Below are 23,160 nucleotides of genomic sequence, written 5' to 3' on the forward strand. Positions count from 1 at the left end.
CTGTTCCTTTTATTTTGTGAATATATGCATAAAAATTCAAGTCATATGCATATCAGCACTCCGTGCACATTCTAAACAAGGAGGACCATTCATGGAGTTTCTGCAAAACTTGGCCGCGAACCTCTCGGAGCAGTTCGTTGCCACCTTTATCACAGAGCAGCGGTATATGCTGTTCGTCAACGGTTTAAAAACCACTCTGATCATCACCCTGTCCGCGGCGCTGCTGGGCATTGTGCTGGGCTTTTGTATCGCCTATGTCCGCACCACCTACGACCGCACCGGCAAGATGGGTTTTCTGAATGTGCTGTGCAAGGTATATCTGTCGGTGATCCGCGGCACCCCCACCATGATCCAGCTGCTGATTATGTATTTTATCATTTTCGGCTCGGTGAAAATCGATAAGGTGCCGGTGGCAATCCTGGCTTTTGGCATCAACAGCGGCGCCTATGTGGCTGAAATCTTCCGCAGCGGCATCATGAGCATCCCCGTGGGCCAGATGGAAGCCGCCCGGAGCCTGGGCCTGAACTACACCCAGGCCACCTGGAAGATCATCCTGCCCCAGGCCGTCAAGAATGTTCTGCCCGCGCTGGGCAACGAGATGATCGTCCTGCTGAAAGAGACCTCCATCAGCGGCTACATTGCCCTGCAGGATCTGACCAAGGCCGGCGATATCATCCGCAGCCGGACGTACAGCCCCTATTTCCCCCTGCTGTCGGTGGCTCTGATCTACCTTGTGATCGTGATGCTGATGGAGCGGCTGTTGACTATGATGGAAGTGAGGTTGGCACAAAGTGACCGATAAGATTCTGGAAGTCCGCGGTCTGTTCAAGACCTATGGCGGCGAGAAAAAGCGGGGCCTCAAGGGCCTGACCCCCAAGCTGGACGTGCTGAAGGGGATTGACATTGATATCTATCGGGGCGATGTGGTCTGCCTGATCGGCCCCTCGGGCTGCGGCAAATCCACCTTCCTCCGGTGCCTCAACCGGCTGGAAGTTCCCACCGGCGGCACCATCAAATTCGAGGGCGAGGTGGTGGACGAGGCCCACATCGACAAACTGCGGCAGAAGATGGGGATGGTGTTCCAGCACTTCAACCTCTTCCCCCACATGACCGTGAAAGAGAACCTCTGCATGGCGCCGGTTCTGCTGGGCCTCAAGAGCCGGCCCGAAGCCGAAAAGCGGGCCGATGAACTGCTGGAGCGGGTGGGCCTGTCGGATAAGGCCAATGTCTACCCGGCCAGCCTGTCGGGCGGCCAGCAGCAGCGGATCGCCATCGCCCGGGCCCTGGCCATGGACCCGGACGTGATCCTGTTCGACGAGCCCACCAGCGCCCTGGACCCCGAGATGGTGGGCGAGGTGCTGGAGCTGATGCGGGAGCTGGCCCACACCGGCATCACCATGCTGGTGGTGACCCACGAGATGGGCTTTGCCCGGGAGGTTTCCAACCGGGTCATCTTCATTGACGAGGGCCAGATCCAGGAGGACGAACCGCCCCAGGAGCTGTTCGCCCACCCCAAGAACCCCCGTCTGCAGGCTTTCCTGTCCAAAATGTTGTAATCCCCCGGCAGGCCTTGTGCGGCGGTTTGTGAGAGGGACGCCGGGCAGTGAGCCTGTACGGGAGGTTCTGTAAAAATGAGGAGGAAATCATGAAACGAGAAAATTTCAGTTCACGGCTGGGATTCATCCTGGTCAGTGCAGGCTGTGCCATCGGCATCGGCAATGTCTGGAAATTCCCCTGGATGGCCGGTTCCAACGGCGGCGGCGTTTTTGTGCTGTTTTACCTGCTGTTCCTAATCATTATGGGTGTGCCCGTACTGACCATGGAGCTGGCGGTGGGTCGGGCCAGCCGCAAGAGTGCGGTGCTGGGCTATAAGGCACTGGAGCCCCAGGGGAGCAAATGGCACATTCATGGCTGGTTCTGTGTCATCGGCTGCTGCCTTCTGATGATGTACTACACCACCGTGGCCGGCTGGATGCTGGACTACTTCTACAAGTTCGCCACCGGCGCCTTTGAGGGAATGAGCAATGAGGCCATCGACGGCGTGTTCAGCGCTATGCTGGCCAGTCCCAGCGAGATGGGCATATTCATGGTGATCATCGTTTTGGCGGGCTTCCTGGTCTGCTCCTTCGGCCTGCAGAAGGGCCTGGAGCGGATCTCCAAGTGGATGATGCTGGCTCTGCTGGCCCTGATCGTGGTTCTGGCGGTCAACAGCATCCTGCTGGACGGCGGCGCCGAGGGTCTGAAGTTCTATCTGCTGCCTGACCTTGATCGTGCCCTCGAGGTGGGCCTGGGTAACGTGATCACCGCCGCCATGAACCAGTCCTTCTTCACCCTGAGCCTGGGCATTGCGGCCATGGAGATCTTCGGCAGCTACATGAGCAAAGATCACACCCTGCCCGGCGAGGCAGTTCGGATCTGCGCGCTGGACACCTTTGTGGCTTTGATGAGCGGTCTGATCATCTTCCCCGCCTGCTTCGCCTTCGGCGTGCAGCCGGACGCAGGCCCCTCTCTGATTTTCATGACCCTGCCCCGCGTCTTTGTCAACATGGCTGGCGGCCGGCTGTGGGGCGCCCTGTTCTTCCTGTTCATGACCTTTGCCAGCTTTACCACCGTTCTGGCGGTCTTTGAGAACATCATGGCCAGCTGCATCGACAACTTTGGCTGGAGCCGCAAGAAGGCCACGGTCCTCTGCTGCATCTTCATCCTGCTGACCAGTCTGCCCTGCGTGCTGGGTTATAACCTGTGGTACTTCTCGCTGCCGCTGCCCAACGCGCCTGCCGGCGGCCAGATCCTGGACATCGAGGATTTCCTGGTTTCCAACCTGCTGCTGCCCCTGGGCAGCCTGGTCTACCTGCTGTTCTGCGTCAGCAAGTGGGGCTGGGGCTACGACAAGTACCTGGCCGAGGCCAACACCGGCGAGGGCCTCAAGCTGCCCGGCTCGGTCTGGCTCAAGCGCTATCTGCGCTATGTGCTGCCCGTGCTGATTCTGGTGATCCTGATTCAGGGCCTGTTCTAAATCCTGCCTTTGAGGGCCGCTTCTCCTGACGGAGGGGCGGCCCTTTTTCTGTTTGTCCTTCTGTCGCAGCGGGTCAAAAGTACGACTAAGTCACATGAGAACGCAAATTAATCCCCTTAAATATGGACAAACTATGTCCAAAATGGTAGAATGGCCTTTGTGATTCATGGCATTTCGCCCGGTCCGACGGGCTGAGCGAAACAATCATTCAGTCAAATAGGAGGAATTTCATGCTCGAACAAGTTTTCAAGCTGCGGGAAAACCACACCAATGCCAAAACTGAGATCATGGCAGGCATCACCACCTTCATGACCATGGCCTATATTCTTGCGGTCAACCCCAGCATTCTTTCTGCCACCGGAATGGACGCCAACGCCATCCTGATCGCCACTTCCCTGTCCGCCTTCATCGGCACCGCCCTGATGGCCCTGCTGGCGAACTATCCCTTTGCCCTGGCCCCCGGCATGGGCCTGAACGCCTACTTCGCCTACACCGTAGTGCTGGAGATGGGCTACTCCTGGCAGCTGGCCCTGATGGCCGTCTTTGCGGAGGGCATCATCTTCATTCTGCTGTCCCTGACCCACGTGCGGGAGGCTATCTTCAACGCCATCCCCGCAACCCTCAAATCCGCCGTCAGCGTGGGCATCGGCCTCTTCATCGCCTTTGTGGGCCTGCAGAACGCCAAGCTGATCGTCAACAGCGACTCTACCCTGCTGACCTACCAGAGCTTTAAGGGCGAGACCTTCCACAGCGTGGGCATCGGCGCCATCCTGGCTCTGATCGGCGTGCTGATCATCGCCGTGATGCTGGTGAAGCGGGTCAAGGGCGCCATTCTCTATGGCATCCTGATCACCTGGATTCTGGGCATGATCTGCGAGCTGTGCGGCCTCTATGTCCCCGATGCAGCCGCCGGGATGTATTCGGTCATCCCCACCTCTTTTGTCAGCTTCGACTTCTCCGCCCTGGGCCAGACCTTCGGCCAGGTGTTCAAGGTGGATTTCACCGGCTTGAACCTGCTGGACTTCTTCGCCGTGATGTTCGCCTTCCTCTTTGTTGACCTGTTTGACACCCTGGGCACCCTGATCGGCGTGGCCTCCAAGGCCGACATGCTGGACGAGGACGGCCGTCTGCCCCGGATCAAGGGCGCGCTGCTGGCCGACGCCATCGCCACCAGCGTGGGCGCTCTGCTGGGCACTTCCACCACCACCACCTACGTGGAGAGCGCTTCCGGCGTGACCGAGGGCGGCCGCACCGGCCTGACCGCCATGACCACCGGCGTTCTCTTCCTGCTGGCGGTGATCTTCAGCCCCCTGTTCCTGACCATCCCCTCCTTCGCCACCGCTCCGGCCCTGATCGTTGTGGGCTTCTATATGCTGGGCGCTGTGGCCAAGATCGACTTTAACAACCTGTCGGACGGCATCCCCGCCTTCCTGACCATCGTTGCCATGCCTCTGGCTTACAGCATCTCCGAGGGTATCGCCATCGGCGTTATCTCCTGGACTCTGCTCAACCTCCTCACCGGCAAGGCCCGTGAGAAGAAGATCAGCCCCCTGATGTATGTGCTGACCGTCCTGTTCATCCTCAAGTACGTGCTGCTGTAAAACAGCCCCAAAACAACGCAGAAGGACCTCCCCCACCGCTTGGTGGGAGAGGTCCTTTTTGTCTTTGCGTCAGCCGCCGAACAGCCCGAAAAAGGGGATATGGTTGACCCCCAGAAAAAGGAACAGGGCGATCAGCCCGAACAAAACGGCGATCAGGATATCCAGCTGATGCACCGTCAGGGGGAAATGGTCATAGATCTTCTCTTTCGGGTTTTTGAAGTTGGGATCACCGTTGTTCAAAAAGCTCCGCTTTTCGTCCTGGACGGCAGTCCGCTGAGCCTCTAGCTCGACCTGTTCCCGGGCCAGCTCCGCTTCCCGGGCAGCCAGAGCAGCCTCACGGGCGGCCAGCTCGGCCTCTCGCTGAGCGGTGGATTTGGTCGGTTCTTCCGACATTCGCATTCCCTCCTTGCGTGTATATAAGACGAACCTTGTTTTCTTGTATTATAACGGAAACCCCGCCCCGGCACAAGGGCACACCCGGCGCAAAAAAGGGCCGCCCGCCAAAAACGGCGGGCGGCCCCAACTGCCGGGAAAAACGAAATTACTTCTTGGCCAGGTACTTGCGGATATCGATGGCCACGGCCACGATGATAACCAGACCCTGGACAATGTAGGTGTAAGAAGAGTTGACGTTCATGAACTGCAGAGCAACCTTCATCAGCTCGAAGACCAGAACGCCCACCAGAACACCGGGAACAGTACCCACGCCGCCGGTGGTGGAAACGCCGCCGGTGGTGGAAACGCCGCCGATGGTGCAGGCCGCGATGGCGTCCAGCTCGTAGCTCATAGCGGTGTTGACGGAAGCGCCGCCGGACTTGGCAGCCAGCAGGCAGCCGGCCAGGCCGAACATGCAGGAAGCCAGGACGTAGATGCGGATCTTGGTGGCTGCGACGTTGACACCGGCGACCTCAGCAGCGGACTCGTTGCCGCCGATGGCGTACATGTACTTGCCGTGACGGGTCTTGTTGTAGAGGAACCAGAAGCCAACGGCCACGATCAGGGAGACCCAGATCAGCAGGGGGATCCCCAGGAAGTTGTCGATGGCGATGGAGGTGAAGCTCTTGTCCAGAGAGCCGATGGGGGTACCGCCGGTGTAGACCAGGCAGATACCGTAGACCACCTGCTGCATGCCCAGAGTTGCGATGAAGGGCTGCACCCGCAGGAAGGAGACCACCAGGCCGTTGCACAGGCCGATGACGGCGCAGATGGCGATGACCAGAACGAACACCAGCCAGGTGGGCAGGGTGGCCATATCCGGATAGAACTTGCCGGCGGCACCGGTGGTCTGGGCGAAGATACAGGCCAGGCAGGCGGCGAAACCTGCGGTACGGCCGGCGGACAGATCGTTACCGGTGGTAATCAGGCAGCCGGAAATGCCCAGAGCGATGATGTAACGGATGGAAACGTTCTTGAACAGGTTGACGATGTTGTTCCAGGAGAAGAAGTTGGGGTGGATGATCCCGACGATGAGGGACACCAGCAGCATCATAACGATAATGGCGTTGTTGCCGAGCCATTTGCCCACGGCCTTGCCATTCAATTTTTTGGTAGCTTCCACGATTCGACAGCCTCCTTATTTACTGATTGGCCGCAGCCGTTGTGGGCGCGGTTTCGAACTGGGTGGCCAGGGCCATAATATTTTCCTGGGTGGCCTCCTTGCCATCGATAAAGCCGGTGATCCGGCCGTCGCACATGACCATGACCCGGTTGGACATGCCGATGATCTCGCTCATTTCGGAGGAGATCATGATGATGCTCTTGCCCTGTTTGGCCAGGTCTGCGATGATGCAGTAGATCTCATACTTGGCGCCGACGTCGATGCCGCGGGTGGGCTCGTCCAGGATCAGGATATCCGGGTTGTTGGCCAGCCAGCGGGCGATCAGAACCTTCTGCTGGTTGCCGCCGGACAGGCTCTTGATCTGAGTCCGGGGGCTGGGCACCTTGATGGCCATCTTTTCCTTGTTGCTCTGGACTAGATCCAGGATCTTCTTGTTGTCCAGCATGATGGGGCCCTTGCGCAGGGAGTCCAGCGAGGCGATGGAAATGTTATCCGCCACGCTCAGAACACCCAGGATGCCGGTGGCCCGGCGATCCTCGGTCAGCAGAGCCACGCTCTTGCGGATGGCGTCCCGGGGCTGTTTGATCTCAACGGGCTGGCCCTTGATAGAAACCTGGCCGGAGGTGTGCATCCGCAGGCCGAAGATGCCTTCCATCAGCTCGGTACGCTGTGCACCCACCAGGCCCGCCACGCCCAGAATCTCGCCCTTGTGGAGCTCAAAGCTGCAATGACGGAAGCTGCGGGGGTTGATGGAGGTGAAATCCTCCACCTTCAGAACCACCTCGTTGGAGGGGACGTTCTGGAGGGGCGGATAGAGGTTGGACAGCTCGCGGCCCACCATCTTGGCGATGATCTCTTCCTTGGTCATATCGGCCACGTTCCACTTGCCGATGTACTGGCCGTCCCGCATGATGGTGACTTCGTCGGCGATCACCTTGATTTCGTCCATCTTGTGGCTGATATAAACCAGGGAGACGCCCTGGCCCTTCAGCTCGTTCATGATGCGGAAGAGGGACTGAACCTCGTTCTCGGTCAGAGAGGAGGTGGGCTCGTCCAGGATCAGCACCTTACAGTCGGCCGAAACCGCCTTGGCGATCTCCACCATCTGCATCTGTGCAATGCTCAAAGAGCCCAGCTTGGCCCGAGGATCGATGTCCAGCTTCAGCTTTTTCAAAAGAGCCTCGGTGTCCTTGTACATTTTGGCGTGGTCCACAGTGGTGACAACGCCGTATTTCTTGGTGGGGTAGCGGCCCAGCCAGATGTTTTCGGCCACGGTACGGGCCGGTATGGGCTGCAGCTCCTGATGCACCATGGCAATGCCACGGTTCAATGCATCCAGGGGGGTGGGGATGTTGACCTTCTGCCCTTCGTATTCGATCTCGCCTTCGTCCATCTTATAAATGCCGAACATGCATTTCATCAGGGTGGACTTGCCGGCGCCGTTTTCGCCCATGAGGGCCATGACTTTGCCGGGGCGGAGCTCCAGCCGGGCATGGTCCAGCGCTTTTACGCCCGGGAAGGTTTTGACCACGTCTTTCATGACCAGACGGTATTCTGACATTCCGTAGAGCCTCCTTTTTTCAGGTTAATTTTGGCGCGCCGTTGTCAGCGGCAAGAAAATGCGTGCGCAGAGAAGCAGCTTCTCGCACGCACGCATCCCTTTATATTCTTAACAACGGAAAAACGCCGTCAGAATCAACTGCGCACCTTGCAACTGCAGTTACTCTATTTCTTAGAGGTAGTTTGCAGCGTTCTCGGGGGTAACCTTGACGTAGTCGACCCAGTAGTACTGCTCGACGGGCTGGCCCTCGACGTACAGCTTGGTGGCCTCGGCAGCGGCGGTAGCCTGGTTCACATCGTCGTTCAGGACGGTGCCGGTCAGACGGCCGTCGATGACAGCCTGGACAGCCTCGGCCAGAGCGTCAACGCCCACCAGGTAGATGTCCTTGCCGACGGTGCGGCCAGCCTGCTCGATGGACTGCAGAGCGCCCATAGCCATAGCGTCGTTGTTGCAGAAGACAACCTCGATCTGGTCGCCGTACTGTGCCAGAGCGTTGGCCACGTCCTGCTGAGCCAGAGTCTGGTCCCAGTTGTCCAGGTACTCGTACAGGCACTCGACTTCCATGCCGGCATCGGTCAGAGCCTTGATGGAGTACTCGGTGCGGTACTGAGCGTCGATGTTCTCGGGGTCACCCTTGCACATAATGTAAGTAACCTTGCCGTCGCCGTTCAGGTCGCCCTTGGTCTCGGTCTCGAGGATCAGCTCGCCCTGGTAGGTACCAGACTGACGAGCGTCGGCGCCGACGTAGCAGCACTTCTCGGGATAGCTGTCCAGAACTTCCTTGGCGGGCTCACGGTTGATGAAGACGATGGGAGTACCGGAGGGAGAGATGGTGTCCACAATGGTCTGGGCCGAAGTGGTCTGAACGGGGTTGATGACCAAGACGTCCACACCCTGCTGCAGGAAGGTGTTGATCTGCTCGGTCTGGGTGTTCTGGTCGTTCTTGCCGTCCACGATGGTGACGTTGTAGCCCATGTCCTTCAGGTACTCGTCCAGATCGGTGCGGTACAGGGTCATGAAGTTATCAGCGAACTGATAGATGCAGACACCGATGTTGGCGCTGCCGGAAGCGGCAGCATTGGTAGAAGCTGCGGTGGAAGCCGCAGTGGAAGCCGCGGTGGAGCTGGAAGAGCTGCCGCAGGCAGTCAGAGCTGCAGATGCGCCGACCACAGCAGAAGCCTTCAGGAAGTCGCGGCGAGAAATCATTTTCATAAAGCATTCTCCTTCATTCTAAATCAACTCAGAATTGGCAGACCCGTCACAGGGGATCTGCAATCACTATGGTTATTATACCTTTGGTCTAAAACAGTCCGCAAGAGTAAAAACCTCCAAGAATAGGCATCGTATTTTGGATATGTTTACATGTTTTTATTCATATTCCGCACAATTTTTACACAGTCAGCACAAAAATTCATTTTTTCGCAACAGATGTCCAAAATCAAGTCCATGGCTTTGGCGGCAAAAAAGACCGCCGGGGATTATCCCGGCGGTCTTTCGTGTGCAAATTTCAACCAAAAAATCAGGCGTTTTTCTCGGCCAGCAGGTAGCTGTACATAGCGCCCACCTGGTTGGCCTCGCTGCTGAACTGGCAGGCGACGATCTCAGGCCGGGGCAGGGTGGCACCCATGGGCCCGAAGGGGTGGTGCGCAATCAGGGTGTCATAGGCTTCCCGAATCTTCTCGATCAGGATGGGCTGTTTGCTGATGCCGCCGCCAATGGCCACTTTTTCCAGGTCCAGCAGGACGTTCAGGTTGTAGATCTGAACCGCCACCTTCTTGCTGAATGCGTCCAGAGTCTCCACGGCCTCGGTCTCCCCTTCCAGCACAGCGCCAAAGAAGATTCGGCCGTCCATGGGGGCATCAGGGGCCAGACCCTTCCGGGCCCGGTAGCCCGCCAGCAGGGCCGAGGTGCTGCACTCGTTGGCCATGACGCAGGCGGGGTTCTCCCAGTCGGAGGTATTGGTGTTGATAAAACTGAACTCGCCGGCGGTGCAGTCCCGGCCCCGCACCAGCTTGCCGTCCACGATCAGGCCGCCGCCTACGCCGGTGCCAATGATAAACACCGAGGCATTCTTGCAGCCTTTCAGGGAACCCTGCCACAGTTCCGCCATGGCCGCGGCCTTGCCGTCGTTTTCCAGCCAGACTTTGCAACCGCACTTCTCGGCCAGGCGGGGACCCACCGGGGTGCCGATGTTGTACAGCAGGGCGCCGCCGCCCCGGACCACACCGTTTTCCGCGTCGATGAAACCGGGCAGGCTGACAGCGATCCCCTCTACCTCGTCCTTGTGGGGGCGATAGATCTCCGCCATGGTCTCCAGAAAATGCTCCTGGTTGTCCATGGGGGTGGGCACCGAGCCCGCGCTGGTGCGGTTCATCTGTTCGTCCATGACGGAATATTTAATCTCGGTCCCGCCCACATCAAACACCATTACTTTCATTGGATGTCTCCTCCTTTGATTGGGTCTGTACTCCCTTTTTTCAACTGAATCTATTATTACAGAGAATTCTGCCGGTGTAAAGATTCCCTTTTCGTAAAAAAACACAAAAAACGCCCCGCGCGGCGGCAGAGCGCAGCGCGGGGCGAAATCCTGTGATTTTTAATTTAGGAGGCGATCAGCGAGCCGACACATACTTGTGCAGGGTCTTGCGGACAGCGCCGGGGCCAGCGTACAGCTCGGCCACCATGCCCTCGATCTTCTCGCCCAGGCCGACGGCGTAGAGATCCACGCCGAAGACATCCTTGCGGCTGTACAGAGCCTTCAGGCAGCTGAAGTCCTGGGGACCTTCCTTGACCTCCAGGGGAGCGACGATGGCGCTCAGCTCGGCCAGCAGCGGATCGGGAGAGGGCTCGAAGGCGTTGCCGTTGTCATCAATGCCCCGGATATAGCGGGCGTAGCCAGCCAGAACCAGCGGGATCAGAACCAGCTCGTTCATATCCAGGCCCTTCTCCTGGTAGGCCTTGATGGTCTCACCGAAGCGGATGGACAGCTTCTGAGAAGTATCGGTGGCGATCCGCTGGGGAGCGTCGGGCATGAAGGGGTTGGGCAGGCGGCGGTTCAGAACCGCGCCGATGAAGTCGGCGGGCTTCAGGACGCCCGGATCCACAACCACAGGCATAGCCTCGATATAGCCCATCTTGGTGATCAGGCCGCGGATGTCCTCGTCGGCCATCTCGTCCGAGATCAGGGTGTAGCCCAGCATGCAGCCATAGATGGACATGGCGGTGTGCAGGGGGTTCAGGCAGGTGCAGACCTTCATCTTCTCGACCTTGTCGACGGTCTCGCGCTCTGCATACATCACGCCGCCCAGCTCCAGCGGGGGACGGCCGTTGGTGTACTTGTCCTCGATGACCAGGTACTCGGTCTCCTCGGCGTTGACAAAGGGAGCGGTGAAGGTGTGGCGCTCGGTGATGATGGTGTAGTTATCCTCGAAGCCGTCCTCTTCCAGCATCTTCTGGACCTTGGCGTCCGGCCGGGGGGTGATCTTGTCGATCATGCTCCAGGGGTAGGTGACCTTGGTCTCGTCCTTGACGTAAGCGACGAATTCAGCGGGAACCAGACCCATCTCGGCCCACTTCTCAGCGTAGGCGAAGACACCGGCCTTGACCTTGTCGCCGTTGTGAGAGCAGTTGTCCATGCTCTGGAGGGTGACAGGCAGGGCGCCGGCCTTGAACCGCTCGTACAGCAGAGCGGTGACCTTGCCCATGGCGAACTGAGCGTTCATGCCCCGCTCCAGATCGGCGGGAGAGAAGCCGTAGCCCTTCTCGGTAATGGTGAAGGAGACCATCTGCAGGCTGGGAGCGGTGAAGATCTCCACCAGGCGAGCCCAGTCCTCGCTGAACTGGGGATCCGCCTTCAGGCTCTCGGTGACAGAGGCAACGACCTTCTTCTCGATGGTGCCGGTGGACTGCAGGCAGACCAGCAGGCTCAGGTTATCGTAGGGGCGGTAAGCCTTGTCGATGATCTCGTAGTCAAAGCTCTCGGCCACGATGACGCCGCGGTCGTACTTGCCGGAGTCCAGAACCTGCTGCAGGATGGCCGCCGGGAAGGCGCGGAAGATGTTGCCTGCGCCGAAGTGGATCCAGGTGGGCTCGGCATGGGTCTTGGCACGGACTGCCTCGATGTCGAACTTGGGCAGCTGATAGCCCTTCTCCGCCCACTCGGGGCCGATGCCCTTCTTAATATCGGTCAATTTCATGATAGAAACTCCCTTCTCAAAACGCTGAACGAATCAGCCCTTCTTCTCTGCGTCCAGCTTGTCCAGCATGTCCCAGACGCCCCACATATACATGATGCCCAGGGCGCGGTCGTACAGACCATAGCCGGGGCGGACATTGCCGGGGCCCTCGCCCCACAGGTGACGGCCGTGGTCCGGGCGGATATAGCCCTCGTAGCCGCAGTCGTGGTAAGCTTTCAGGATCTCCAGGATGCCGGTGTCGCCGTCGCAGTCGCGGTGGCTGGCCTCGGAGAAGTCGCCGTTGGGGAAGTGCTTGACGTTGCGGATGTGAGCAAAAGCGATCCGGTCGCAGTGCTTGCGGACGATGTCGGCCACGTTGTTGTTGGGGTCGGCGTTCAGACTGCCGGAGCAGAGGGTCAGGCAGTTGTAGGGATCGTCCACCATGGAGAGGAACCGGTCAATGTTCTCGGCGCTGGTCAGCAGGCGGGGCAGGCCGAAGATATCCCAGGGGGGATCGTCCATGTGGATGGCCATCTTGATGTCGCACTCGTGGCAGACGGGCATCAGAGCCTCCAGGAAGTACTTCAGGTTCTCCCACAGCTTCTCCTTGGTGACAGGGGCGTAAGCCTTGAACAGCTCGTCCAGCTTGGCCATACGCTCCGGCTCCCAGCCCGGGAAGGTCATGTTGTACTTCTCGGTGAAGCTCATGATATAGTCGGCCATGGCGTTGTAGTCGTCCTGGATCATGTCCTTCTGGTAGTACAGGGCGGTGGAGCCGTCGCCCACCGGGTGGAACAGATCGGAACGAGTCCAGTCAAAGATGGGCATGAAGTTGTAGCAGATGACCTTCACGCCGAACTTGGACAGGTTGCGGATGGTCTGGATATAGTTGGCGATGTAGCCGTCCCGGGTGGGCAGACCGATCTTGATGTCGTCGTGGACGTTGACCGACTCGACCACATCCATGTTGAAGCCGTAGGGCTCGAGCTGCTTCTGCACCTCAGCGATCTCGTCGACCTCCCAGACTTCGCCGGGCAGCTTGTTGTGCAGCGCCCAGACAATGCTGGTGACGCCGGGGATCTGCTTGATATCCGACAGTTTGATCTTGTCGTTGCCCTCGCCGTACCAACGGAAACCCATTTGCATTGGCATAGTATTCCTCCCTTAATTGGATTTTTGGTTCTCGCCTGCGCTCTGGGGCAGAGGCAGGCCGCTCTTGTTTATATTCTAATATATCAGTTGACATTTTACAAGTAGCGAACCAGCCATTTTTTATTGCCAAATCTTGTATATTTCCCCCAAAAACAACGGCCGTGGAGCGCCTGCTTTCTCCACGGCCGTTGTGTCGGGGCATTTTAGCCCTCAATAAAGTAATCCGGATTGGTCTTGCGGGCCCACTCCACCGATACCTTGTACCGCTGGAGATGGGCTTCCAGCGCCTGGGCCACCGCATCGGCGTCCTGGGCCACCAGGGCGTCCACGATCCGGGTGTGCTCCTGGCAGACCGACTTGTTCTCGTCGATCATCAGGCTGAACATCCGCAGCCGCTCGATGTGCTGGAAGGTGGAGAGCATATGGTCGAAATGCTCCTCCATCCCGTTGATTTCAAAAGCTTTGCGGTGGAAGAAGTTGTCCAGCTCCAAAAGCCGGGTGTTCCGCTCCGCACCGGTCAGGGTCTGCTCGCACCGGCCATACTCCTGGATATTCTCCCGGTAGGCGGCGATCTCCGCCGGGCCCATCTGCACACAGGCCCGGAGCATCATCTCCTTTTCCAGGGTATAGCGGGCGTACTGTTCCAGCTCCATCCGCTTTAAATCGATGGGCGCCACATGGGTGCCGCTCTGGGGCTTGATGCTGACCATGTGGGCAATATTGAGCATAATCAGGGCCTCCCGCACCGGGGTGCGGCTGATGCCCATCTCCTCTGCCAAAAGCCGGTCGTTCAGCGAGTCGCCCGGTTTGAGTTCCATTGTGATAATGCGGTTGTGCAGCTTTTGGTACGCTACTTCCCGCGCGCTGAGTGCCGCCATGCTTGAACCTCCTTGTGCGCCGCAGACGCTCTGCGGCGGCTTTACCCTCTTCTTATCCTCTATCATTTTAAACGCTTGGCCCGGTCTCGTCAATGCCCGGCTAACAGCCGATCCACAATAAAGGGAGCGTTATTCCGGTAATGGCCGGGACGGAACCCATTTTCCGCGAACCGAACCAGCCGGGCCATCACCCCAGCCATATCCGCCAGCTCATCCACCTGCACTTTGATGGCTGCGCGGCGCTCTTTCAGCTGCTGGATGGTCATGCGATCCTCGGCGACGGTGTCCCGGCCCATGAGGGCCGCGGGCTTGCCCGCCAGCAGGATCTCGGCCACGGTACTCCACCCCGCCTTGGCGATACAGTAATCCGCCGCGGCGGCGTAGTTCTGCATATCCTCCACCGGCCCCAGGCGGGTGACATTCTCCCCTTCCATGGCCAGCTCGGCGGTGGTGATGAAGTCATAGGGCAGGCCCCCTGCCTGCAAGGATTTGGCCAGCCCCTGGTTGGAAAAACCGATGCTGCAAAATACAATGGGCTGCCGGTGGGCCGCCCGGATGGCCGCCACCTTGACCGGGTCGAAAGGCCGGGCCGTCAGGCCGCAGTCCTCCCCGCCGGGCAGAAGCGCCCGGTACTGGGGGTTGGACAGTTCATAGTAGAGTACCCGGTCCGCCGCCCGGTAGGCCCGGCGGAAGGGCTCCACCAGCGAATCGGGCAGATACTCCCGGTAGATCTCTACCCAGGTGAAGTTGGTAATCAGCACGCTCTCCACCCCGGCGGCTTTGGCCCCCAGCAGGGCCCAGACCGGCATATCCACCACCGCCCGGTCGTACCCGCCCCGGCGGAGCAGCTGCTCGGCCCAGGCGGCCCGGCGGTCAAAGTCGGCGATATAGGCCGCCGCCCCTTCTTCCAGCCGGGGAACGTCGATCAACAGGGTGCCGGGAATAACCTCCAGGCCGTAATCCATCTTCTCAAAGGGAATCATCTCCACCTGGCCGGGGCGGACATACCGCCGCAGCACCTCCAGGTGGCTCTCAGCGCTGATCACCGTCAGCTCCACCCCGGGACGGGTCAGAGTTTCCAGAATCAGCGGGGTGTTCCGCATAATATGACCGTATCCATGGTCCGAGATAAACCAGGCGATCCGCATCAGACTCCCCCTTTCACCCCGGTCCGCCGCCGCCCGTACAGCGGCCAGTACCAGACTGTCGTCAGCGCCAGGCCGCAGACCACATCAATCACTGAGTGCTGTTTGGTGAACAGGGTGGAAACGCAGATCAGTCCCGCCCAGCCCCAGGCCAGAACCTTCAGCCAGGGGCGGCGCTCCGCCAGTTTGCTCTTGGAGAAGGCCAGGGCCATGCAGCCTGAGCTCTGGCAGTGGATGGAGGGGCAGACGTTGTTGGGGGCGTCCGCCTTCCAGATCAGCCGCATAATCCGCATGGCGATGTTATCCCGGCCCACCGCCTCAGCCGCCGGACGGAGATCCAGCCCGTTGGGCAGGATCATATAGACGATGAGGCAGAAGGTCATTCCTGAGAACATCATCAGGCACAGCTTGTTGTAAGAAGGGGTGTCGTACCACCAGAGCAGCGCCATTACCCCTGCCAGCAGAAAAAACCAGCTGCAATAGGGAAAAATAAACCACTCGCAGAACGGGATATACCCATCCAGCGGACTATAAATAATGTATTTGGGATCTTTGTTCAGCCAATCCAGGGCAAAAAACCAGATCACATAGAGAATCCAGTAGACCTGAAACCAGAGATTCGGCCGAAGTTTCAGCCTGTTGCGCGTTTGCATTCATCCTCCTTTGTCTTGCGGGGGGAGATTCCTCCCCTGTATTTCTGCCCGGGGGCAGTTCCTTTTTATTCTAGCACAGCCGGGCCGCTTGCGCAAATCGTCCCGAGGGCGTACAATAGAATTGTATCTGAATTTCAGGAAAAAGGAAACCAACCGGCGCCCTCGCGGCGCAGAAAGGCGTTGCAGAAATATGAACAGCTCTCCCATTCGTTTGATCGCTCTGGATCTGGACGGCACCCTGCTGGATGACCGCAAACAGATCTCCCGCCGCAGCCTCCGGGCCCTCCGGGCCGCCGCTGACCAGGGCGTGCTCCTGGTGCCCGCCACCGGCCGGACCGTCGCCGGCATTCCGGCCGAGCTGCTGGCTCTGCCCGGCGTGCGGTATGCCATCACCGCCAACGGCGCCCGGGTGATGGATCTGGCCGAAAACCGCGCCCTTTCGGAGGACTATATCCCCCGGGATCTGGCCCTTCAGGTCTACGATCTGCTGACCCAATACGAGTGTTTGGTGGATCTGTTCCAGGATGGCCAGGGCTACACCACCGAGGCCAACGCCGCCCAAGCGGACCGCTATGTGCCCGAGAACCTGCGGGCCTATGTGCTGAACAGCCGGGTGCGCCTGCCTGATCTGCGGGCTTTTATCGCCCAGCAGGAGCGAGGGCTGGAAAAACTCACCCTCTTCTTCCTCTCGGAGGACCAGCGGCAGAAAGCCTGGGCCAAGGTGGCGGCCCTGGGGCTGGAAGTAGTCTCCAGCCTGCCTTTGAACATGGAGATCAGCGCCGCTGGAGTCACCAAGGGTTCCGGGCTGAGAGCTCTGGCGGGGGCCCTGGACCTGCCCGCCGAAGCGCTGATGGCCTGCGGCGACGGGGGCAACGACATCCCCATGATCACCGCCGCCGGGCTGGGGGTGGCCATGGGGAACGCTTTCCCCGAAGTAAAGGCCGCCGCCGATTTTATCACCCGGACCAACAACGAGGACGGCATAGCCTACGCCATCCATAAATTTGTTCTGGGGGATGACCCCGACGCCGACCCCCGCTGTGATATCCGGATGGTGGCCCTGGACCTGGACGGCACCCTGCTGAACCACGACAGCCAGATCACCCCCCGCACCATGGAGGCCATTGCCGACGCCATCCGCCGGGGGATCGTGGTACTGCCCGCCACCGGGCGGGGCCTGTCCAGCCTACCGGTGGCCATCCACCCCATGCCCGGGCTGCGGTACGCTCTGACCTCCAACGGCGCCGCCGTCTGGGATCTGGGGGAAAAGCCGGTGGACGCCATCTTCAGCCGGTACGGCGACCCGGGGGACCACCCCACCGCCGAGCCCAAACGGCTGCTCTATACGCCTCTGCCGGCCGACACCGCCCGGACCGTCTTCTGGATCCTTTCCGGCTTTGAGGGCGAGCTGAGCATCTTTGCCGGGGGGCAGACCCTCAAGAGCGAGGAAGGGATGCGCCGCACCATGGAACGGATGAACGATTTCCGCTCCACCGAGGCCAAGCAGAAAAACGACGGCCGGTTTGTGATTCTGCCTGAGCTGGCCCCCTGGATGGAGGACCATGCCGCCGATGTGGAAAAATTCTGTATGTTCTTTGACACTGTGGACCAGGCCCAGGAGGCGCTGAAAGCCCTGGAACCGGTGGAGGGCATCGAGCTCACCCAGGGCGCACCCGAAAATGTGGAGGTCACCGCCGCCGGGGTGAACAAGGGCACCGCCCTGCTGGCCCTGGGCCGGGCGCTGGGGATTCAGCGGGAGCAGATCCTGGCCATCGGCGACAGCGAGAACGACCGGGCCATGCTCCGGGAGGCCGGGGTGGCTGCCGTCATGGCCAACGCCATGCCCAGCATCCGCTCTCTGGCCGATCTTGTCAGCCGACAGGACTGTGATCACGACGGCGTAGCGGAGCTGTTTGAGCGGCTTTCGGTCTGATTTTATGCAATGTATACAAGATGCGCGCTGAAATATTGTGCTTGTTGAGTATTACCAAAGCGCCCGTTCTCGTTTATACTAGTAATATATCAAAGTGTGTGCGGGCGTACCCTGGCTGTGGTGCGCCCGGTACATTGAGCGTGTAAAAAGCAAAGGAGAAATGCGTCATGAATCCTGTAATTGAAAAGGTCTACCAGATCGGCATTATTCCTGTTATCGCCTTTAACAGTGTTGAAGAGGCCCTGCCCCTGTGCAAGGCTCTGGCCGACGGCGGTCTGCCCGCCGCTGAGGTTACTTTCCGTACCGCCTGTGCTGAGGAGTGCATCAAGCTCATCCACGAGCAGATGCCCGAGATGCTGCTGGGCGCCGGCACTGTCCTGACTAAGGACCAGGCCGACCGCGCCATGGCTGCCGGTGCTTCCTTCATCGTGGCCCCCGGCTTTGACCCCGAGGTCTGCCGTCACGTCATCGACAAGGGCGGCATCATGATGCCCGGCACCTGCAGCGCCGGCGAGATGCAGCAGGCCATGAATCTGGGCTGCGAGGCCCTGAAGTTCTTCCCCGCTGAGGCCAACGGCGGCGTGGGCATGCTGAAGAACATCGGCGCTGCCCTCAAGAGCGCCAAGTGGATGTGCACCGGCGGCGTCAACGCCAAGAACGTCAACGACTATCTGGGCTACGACCAGATCTTCGCCGTGGGCGGCACCTGGATGTGCAAGAGCGACGTCATCAAGGCCGGCCAGTGGGACAAGATCACTGCAATGTGCAAAGAGGCGGTTGACACCATGCTGGGCCTGAAGCTGGTCCACATCGGCATCAACTCGGCCAACGAGGAAGAGGCCATGGCCACCGCCAATGCCATCGCCGGCCTGCTGAGCATGAAGGTCGCCCCCGGCAACTCCAGCATCTTTGTGGGCAACAAGGAGTTCGAGATCATGAAGAAGCCCGGCCGCGGCACCCATGGCCACATCGCCATCGGCTGCAACAACGTGGACCGCGCCATCTATCACCTGTCCCGCCGCGGCGTCAAGTTCGACCTGGACAGCAAGAACGTCAAGAATGGCAAGACCATCTCCTGCTACCTGGCAGACGAGATCGGCGGCTTCGCCTTCCACCTGGTCCAGGCCTGAGCCCTAACCACCCCGAAACATGCCGCCGGGACCCCACCGGAACGGATGCTATCATTTACACTGAACTAAAAGGAGAATACAACAATGAGAGTCGTTACTTTTGGCGAGCTGATGGTCCGCCTGCAGCCGTTTAACTACGAGCGTTTCGTGCAGGCCAGCACTCTGGAGTTCACCTTCGGCGGCGGCGAGGCCAACGTCGCAGTCTCCCTGGCCAACTACGGCATCGACGCCGCCTTCGTCACCAAGCTGCCCGCCCACGCCATCGGCCAGTGCGCCGTCAACAGCCTGCGCCGTTACGGCGTGGATACCAGCATGATCGTCCGCGGCGGCGACCGTGTGGGCATCTACTACAACGAGAAGGGCGCCTCTCAGCGTGGCTCGGTCTGCATCTACGACCGCGCCAACAGCGCCATCCAGCTGGCTCAGCCCTCCGATTTCGACTGGGAGAAGATCTTCAAGGGCGTGGATTGGTTCCACTTCACCGGCATCACCCCGGCTCTGGGTGAGAACGTCGTCGAGATCTGCCGCCAGGCCTGCAAGGCTGCCAAAGCTGCCGGCGTCAAGATCAGCTGCGACCTGAACTACCGCGGCAAGCTGTGGACCCGTGAGCAGGCCCGCGCTGCCATGACCGACCTGTGCCAGTATGTGGACGTCTGCATCTCCAACGAGGAGGACGCAAAGGACGTCTTCGGCATCGAGGCTGAGGCTACCGACATCTACGGCGGCACCCTGAACCACGAGGGCTACAAGAGCGTTGCCAAGCAGCTGGCTGACAAGTTCGGCTTCGAGAAGGTCGCCATCACCCTGCGCGAGTCTCACAGCGCTTCCGACAACGGCTGGAGCGCTATGCTGTACGATGTGGCTTCCGGCGAGTACTGCTTCTCCAAGAAGTACGAGCTGCGGATCATCGACCGCGTGGGCGGCGGTGACTCCTTCGGCGGCGGCCTGATCTACGCTCTGCTGAATGGCAAGAGCACCCAGGATGCGGTTGAGTTCGCCGTGGCTGCTTCCGCTCTGAAGCACTCCATCGAGGGCGACTACAACATGGTCAGCGTCTCCGAGGTGGAGAAGCTGGCTGGCGGCGACGGCTCCGGCCGTATCCAGCGCTAAGCGCGTTTTCCTGGAACACCCAAACGAATAAAAAGGCGGGGCTCCTCTTTCCGAGGGGCCCCGCCCTTTTTGCTGCGTTTTTTAGATCTTGTCGATGGTGATGCTCCACTCGCTGGTCATGGCCTCATCGGGCTCCAGAACCTCGTGTTTGCCCTCCTCGTTGACGCTGTTGGCCCAGCCGTTCCAGGGCTCCATGCAAACGAAGCTCTCGGCGTCCTGCTGCCAGAGCACGCCATTGGAGAAGGTCTCGTCGGCGTCCACCGTAACCTTGTGGCCGTTGCCCGAATCGGTGAAGGTCATGGGGAACTCTACCCCGGTCAGCAGCCGGATGGAGTTGTCCGCGCCCTCTTTGCGGGTGAGGATGATCTTCTCAGGGGCGGCGGGCTGCTCGCCCTTGGCGTTCTCGGAGCAGGTGGCGGCCTTGACTTGGAAGTCCACATTCTCCAGCTTGCTGGTCACGAAATAGGGGTGATAGCCGAAGCTGAAGGGCATGGGCTTGTCCCCTTCGTTGATGACCGTCAGGCTGATGGTGGCGGTCTTGCCCTGGAGGCCGTAGGTCACCAGCAGGGTAAAATCAAAGGGATAGAGGAACTTGGTCAGCGGGGTGGACTCCAGCACCAGGGTCACGCCGTCGGGGCCCACGCTCTCCACCTCCCAGCTGCACAGGTCAGCCAGGCCGTGGATCTCCATGGGGTAGTCCTTGCCCTCAAAGGTATGGACGCCGCCGTCCGGCATCCCGCAGTTGGGGAAGAGGATGGGCACCGCAAACCGGGGGCGGTTGCACTCGCTGAAATTGGGGCGGCGAATCCAGATGTATTCCTCGCCGTTGAGGGTAAAGCCGGTGATCATGCCGCCCCGCTCGGGGGTGATGGTCAGAGCCGTACCGGCTGCGGGGTCGGTGATGACGTACTGCTCATAGCAGGTGCCGCCGTCGGTGATGTACTGGGTGGTAATCTGGTTCATGGCAGGGGCCTCCTTTTATTTTTCAAAAAATCAAACGGTCTTTTGCCGTAAAACAGGCAGATCAATTACTTTTAATTTAGTGCGTTGTGTACAATAAAGTCAAGAGAATTTCTTTCGTTTTGGAAAGTTACGCCAGTTCGGGGGAATTTCCAGCGGTTTTTACAATCATTCACAAGAAAATTTGTCATTTTTTCAGTTGTATACAAAGTGCTTTTTCCTGTATACTATATATAAGTCGAAGTGTGCCCAGGCACTCTAATAAAAGAAAAAGGAGTATCGTCCCATGAAAGCATTTATGGATAAAGACTTCATGTTGCAGTCTCCCACCGCGCAGCACCTGTACCATACATACGCAGAGGGAATGCCCATCTGCGATTACCACTGCCACCTGTCCCCCCGCGAGATCTACGAGGACCGCAAGTTTGAGAACATCACCCAGCTCTGGCTGGGCGGCCGTCAGCCCGACGGCAGTTATGCCGGCGACCACTACAAGTGGCGCCTGATGCGCTCCAACGGCGTGCCCGAGGAATATATCACCGGGGACAAGCCCGATCGCGAGCGGTTCCAGAAGTTCGCCGAGGCTCTGCCCATGGCCATCGGCAACCCCATGTATCACTGGACCAACCTGGAGCTGCACACCTATTTTGGCTACGACGGCGTCCTGAACGGCGACACCGCCGAGGAAGTCTGGAACCTCTGCAACGAGAAGCTCCAGAACGATCCCAAGTTGACCGCCCGCGGCCTGATCGCCCAGTCCAACGTCGCCTTTATCGGCACCACCGACGACCCCATCGACAGCCTGGAGTGGCACGAGAAGATCAAGAACGACCCCACCATCGAGTGTATTGTGGGCCCGTCCTTCCGCCCCGACAAGGCCGTCAACATCCAGAAGCCCGGCTTTGTGGAGTACATGGCTCTGCTGGCCAAGAGCGTCGGCAAAGAGAAGCTGGCGTGCATCCACTGCGTGCTGGACGCCCTGACCGAGCGGCTGGAGTTCTTCGTCAAGATGGGCTGCCGCGCCGCAGACCACGGCCTGGACTACGTGCCCTACCGTGAGGCCACTCTGGAAGAGGTCAACGCCATCTACCAGAAGGCCATGGCCGGCGAGGCTGTCACCGTAGAGGAGGCCGAGAAGTACCAGACCGCCATCCTGATCCACATGGGCAAACTCTACCACAAGCACAACGTGGTCATGCAGCTGCACTACAACTGCCTGCGGGGCGTCAACCGCAAGATGAACAGCCTTCTGGGCCCCGACACCGGCTTCGACATGATCAACACTGTCTCCTGCGGCGGTGCCATCTCCAGCCTGCTGAGCAAGCTGAACGAGACCGATGAGTGCCCCAAGACCATTATCTACAGCCTGAACCCCGCCGACAACGAGATGATCGGCACCCTGCTGGGCGCCTTCCAGAACGACGAGGTCCCGGGCAAGATTCAGCACGGTTCCGGCTGGTGGTTCAATGACCAGAAGGTGGGCATGGAAAACCAGATGAAGAGCCTGGCCAACCTGGGCATCCTGGGCAACTTTGTGGGCATGCTGACCGACAGCCGCAGCTTCCTGAGCTACACCCGCCATGACTATTTCCGCCGCATTATGTGCAACCTGATCGGCGGCTGGGTGGACGCCGGCGAGTACCCCAACGACGAAAAGGCTCTGGAGAAGATCGTCCGCGGCATCTGCTTCGAGAACGCAAAACGGTATTTTAACCTGTAAGTCTTCGGCTTTTTCGAGAAAAAGTCGGACAAAAAGCTTTTAAAACAGCAGCCCCTCTGGCTTTGGCCAGGGGGGCTGCTTTCTGTTTGTTTTGGTTATTTTGCACACAACGAAAGACCCCCTGAAGCATTACTGCCTCAGGGGGTCTTGAGAGAAGCCGGCGACTACCTATTTTCACAAGCCGTTTCCAGCTAACTATCGTCGGCACAAGTGAGCTTAACTTCTGTGTTCGGAATGGGAACAGGTGGGTCCTCACCGTCATCGACACCGGCCTATTTACTGAGTTACCTCAGCGCTTCTCTCTTAGAAGGACGTGCCTTCAAAACTGAATAATAATCTGCGAAGTGTTGTCAAACAGAGTATCAAGTGAATTGTGGTCAAGCCCTCGATCTATTAGTACACGCTTGCTGAATGGATCGCTCCACTTACACATTGTGCCTATCAACCTTGTAGTCTTCAAGGGATCTTACCTGATTTTTCAGTGGGATATCTTATCTTTGGGTCGGCTTCACGCTTAGATGCTTTCAGCGTTTATCCGATCCGTACATAGTTGCCCAGCTATGCTCTT

General features: G+C 59.3%; 19 protein-coding genes and 2 rRNA genes. 8 read left to right on the forward strand and 13 right to left on the reverse strand.

The window, feature by feature from the left end; genetic code table 11:
- Window positions 1-91: 91 nt before the first annotated feature.
- The 4 genes from JCM17207_RS12780 (at window position 92) to JCM17207_RS12795 (ending at window position 4,617) form a co-directional block, all read left to right on the forward strand.
- Window positions 92-802, forward strand: coding sequence for an amino acid ABC transporter permease (locus tag JCM17207_RS12780; RefSeq protein WP_238318011.1), 711 nt, complete (start codon window positions 92-94; stop codon window positions 800-802).
- Entirely contained in the window at window positions 792-1,556 is a 765-nt protein-coding gene (locus JCM17207_RS12785; protein ID WP_273494543.1) for an amino acid ABC transporter ATP-binding protein, read from the forward strand. Before JCM17207_RS12780 ends, JCM17207_RS12785 begins: the two co-directional genes overlap by 11 nt.
- Before the next feature lie 89 nt (window positions 1,557-1,645).
- Window positions 1,646-3,016 (forward strand): sodium-dependent transporter, encoded by a 1,371-nt coding sequence (locus JCM17207_RS12790; protein WP_238318012.1) that lies wholly within the window; start codon window positions 1,646-1,648, stop codon window positions 3,014-3,016.
- Window positions 3,017-3,246: 230 nt separating this feature from the next.
- Window positions 3,247-4,617: an NCS2 family permease gene (locus JCM17207_RS12795; RefSeq protein WP_238318013.1), complete on the forward strand. Its 1,371-nt coding sequence runs from the start codon at window positions 3,247-3,249 to the stop codon at window positions 4,615-4,617.
- Window positions 4,618-4,686: 69 nt separating this feature from the next.
- On the opposite strand, the gene JCM17207_RS12800 is transcribed toward JCM17207_RS12795, so the two are convergent.
- From JCM17207_RS12800 to JCM17207_RS12845, 10 genes are all read right to left on the reverse strand, one after another.
- Complete coding sequence (locus JCM17207_RS12800) at window positions 4,687-5,010, reverse strand: hypothetical protein (RefSeq protein WP_238318014.1); 324 nt, start codon at window positions 5,008-5,010, stop codon at window positions 4,687-4,689.
- Window positions 5,011-5,158: 148 nt separating this feature from the next.
- On the reverse strand, window positions 5,159-6,175 hold the full coding sequence (locus tag JCM17207_RS12805; RefSeq protein ID WP_238318015.1) for an ABC transporter permease subunit: 1,017 nt from the start codon (window positions 6,173-6,175) through the stop codon (window positions 5,159-5,161).
- 19 nt (window positions 6,176-6,194) lie between these two features.
- Complete coding sequence (locus JCM17207_RS12810; protein WP_238318016.1) at window positions 6,195-7,736, reverse strand: sugar ABC transporter ATP-binding protein; 1,542 nt, start codon at window positions 7,734-7,736, stop codon at window positions 6,195-6,197.
- Window positions 7,737-7,907: 171 nt separating this feature from the next.
- Entirely contained in the window at window positions 7,908-8,948 is a 1,041-nt protein-coding gene (locus JCM17207_RS12815) for a galactose ABC transporter substrate-binding protein (protein WP_238318017.1), read from the reverse strand.
- A 307-nt stretch (window positions 8,949-9,255) separates the two neighbouring features.
- A complete protein-coding gene (locus JCM17207_RS12820) occupies window positions 9,256-10,173 on the reverse strand; it encodes an ROK family protein (protein ID WP_238318018.1) in 918 nt (305 codons plus the stop codon).
- 175 nt (window positions 10,174-10,348) lie between these two features.
- A complete protein-coding gene (locus JCM17207_RS12825; protein WP_238318019.1) occupies window positions 10,349-11,932 on the reverse strand; it encodes a mannitol dehydrogenase family protein in 1,584 nt (527 codons plus the stop codon).
- A 33-nt stretch (window positions 11,933-11,965) separates the two neighbouring features.
- Complete coding sequence (gene uxuA / locus JCM17207_RS12830) at window positions 11,966-13,063, reverse strand: mannonate dehydratase (protein ID WP_238318020.1); 1,098 nt, start codon at window positions 13,061-13,063, stop codon at window positions 11,966-11,968.
- Window positions 13,064-13,266: 203 nt separating this feature from the next.
- Window positions 13,267-13,941 (reverse strand): GntR family transcriptional regulator, encoded by a 675-nt coding sequence (locus JCM17207_RS12835; RefSeq protein ID WP_238318021.1) that lies wholly within the window; start codon window positions 13,939-13,941, stop codon window positions 13,267-13,269.
- Between the two features lie 89 nt (window positions 13,942-14,030).
- Window positions 14,031-15,089: a glycosyltransferase gene (locus tag JCM17207_RS12840; RefSeq protein ID WP_238318022.1), complete on the reverse strand. Its 1,059-nt coding sequence runs from the start codon at window positions 15,087-15,089 to the stop codon at window positions 14,031-14,033.
- Window positions 15,089-15,739, reverse strand: a complete 651-nt coding sequence (locus tag JCM17207_RS12845; protein WP_238318023.1) for a phosphatase PAP2 family protein — start codon at window positions 15,737-15,739, stop codon at window positions 15,089-15,091. Before JCM17207_RS12845 ends, JCM17207_RS12840 begins: the two co-directional genes overlap by 1 nt.
- 190 nt (window positions 15,740-15,929) lie before the next feature.
- Between JCM17207_RS12845 and JCM17207_RS13750 the strand changes: the two genes are divergently transcribed.
- From JCM17207_RS13750 to JCM17207_RS12865, 3 genes are all read left to right on the forward strand, one after another.
- Window positions 15,930-17,672, forward strand: coding sequence for a Cof-type HAD-IIB family hydrolase (locus JCM17207_RS13750; RefSeq protein WP_282449941.1), 1,743 nt, complete (start codon window positions 15,930-15,932; stop codon window positions 17,670-17,672).
- A 167-nt stretch (window positions 17,673-17,839) separates the two neighbouring features.
- A complete protein-coding gene (gene eda / locus JCM17207_RS12860; protein ID WP_238318024.1) occupies window positions 17,840-18,802 on the forward strand; it encodes a bifunctional 4-hydroxy-2-oxoglutarate aldolase/2-dehydro-3-deoxy-phosphogluconate aldolase in 963 nt (320 codons plus the stop codon).
- An 84-nt stretch (window positions 18,803-18,886) separates the two neighbouring features.
- Complete coding sequence (locus JCM17207_RS12865; protein ID WP_238318025.1) at window positions 18,887-19,912, forward strand: sugar kinase; 1,026 nt, start codon at window positions 18,887-18,889, stop codon at window positions 19,910-19,912.
- 81 nt (window positions 19,913-19,993) lie between these two features.
- Here the strand turns inward: JCM17207_RS12865 and JCM17207_RS12870 are convergent, their stop codons facing one another.
- Window positions 19,994-20,875: an aldose epimerase family protein gene (locus tag JCM17207_RS12870; RefSeq protein WP_238318026.1), complete on the reverse strand. Its 882-nt coding sequence runs from the start codon at window positions 20,873-20,875 to the stop codon at window positions 19,994-19,996.
- Between the two features lie 283 nt (window positions 20,876-21,158).
- On the opposite strand from JCM17207_RS12870, the gene uxaC reads away from it, so the two are divergent.
- Complete coding sequence (uxaC, locus tag JCM17207_RS12875; protein WP_238318027.1) at window positions 21,159-22,592, forward strand: glucuronate isomerase; 1,434 nt, start codon at window positions 21,159-21,161, stop codon at window positions 22,590-22,592.
- Between the two features lie 155 nt (window positions 22,593-22,747).
- Here the strand turns inward: uxaC and rrf are convergent.
- Together rrf and JCM17207_RS12885 are read right to left on the reverse strand one after the other, a co-directional pair.
- Window positions 22,748-22,864, reverse strand: a 5S ribosomal RNA gene (gene rrf, locus JCM17207_RS12880).
- Between the two features lie 101 nt (window positions 22,865-22,965).
- A 23S ribosomal RNA gene (locus tag JCM17207_RS12885) occupies window positions 22,966-23,160 on the reverse strand; the annotation flags it as partial.

Origin of the sequence: Faecalibacterium gallinarum, assembly GCF_022180365.1 — a bacterium.
Lineage (GTDB): Bacteria > Bacillota > Clostridia > Oscillospirales > Ruminococcaceae > Faecalibacterium > Faecalibacterium gallinarum.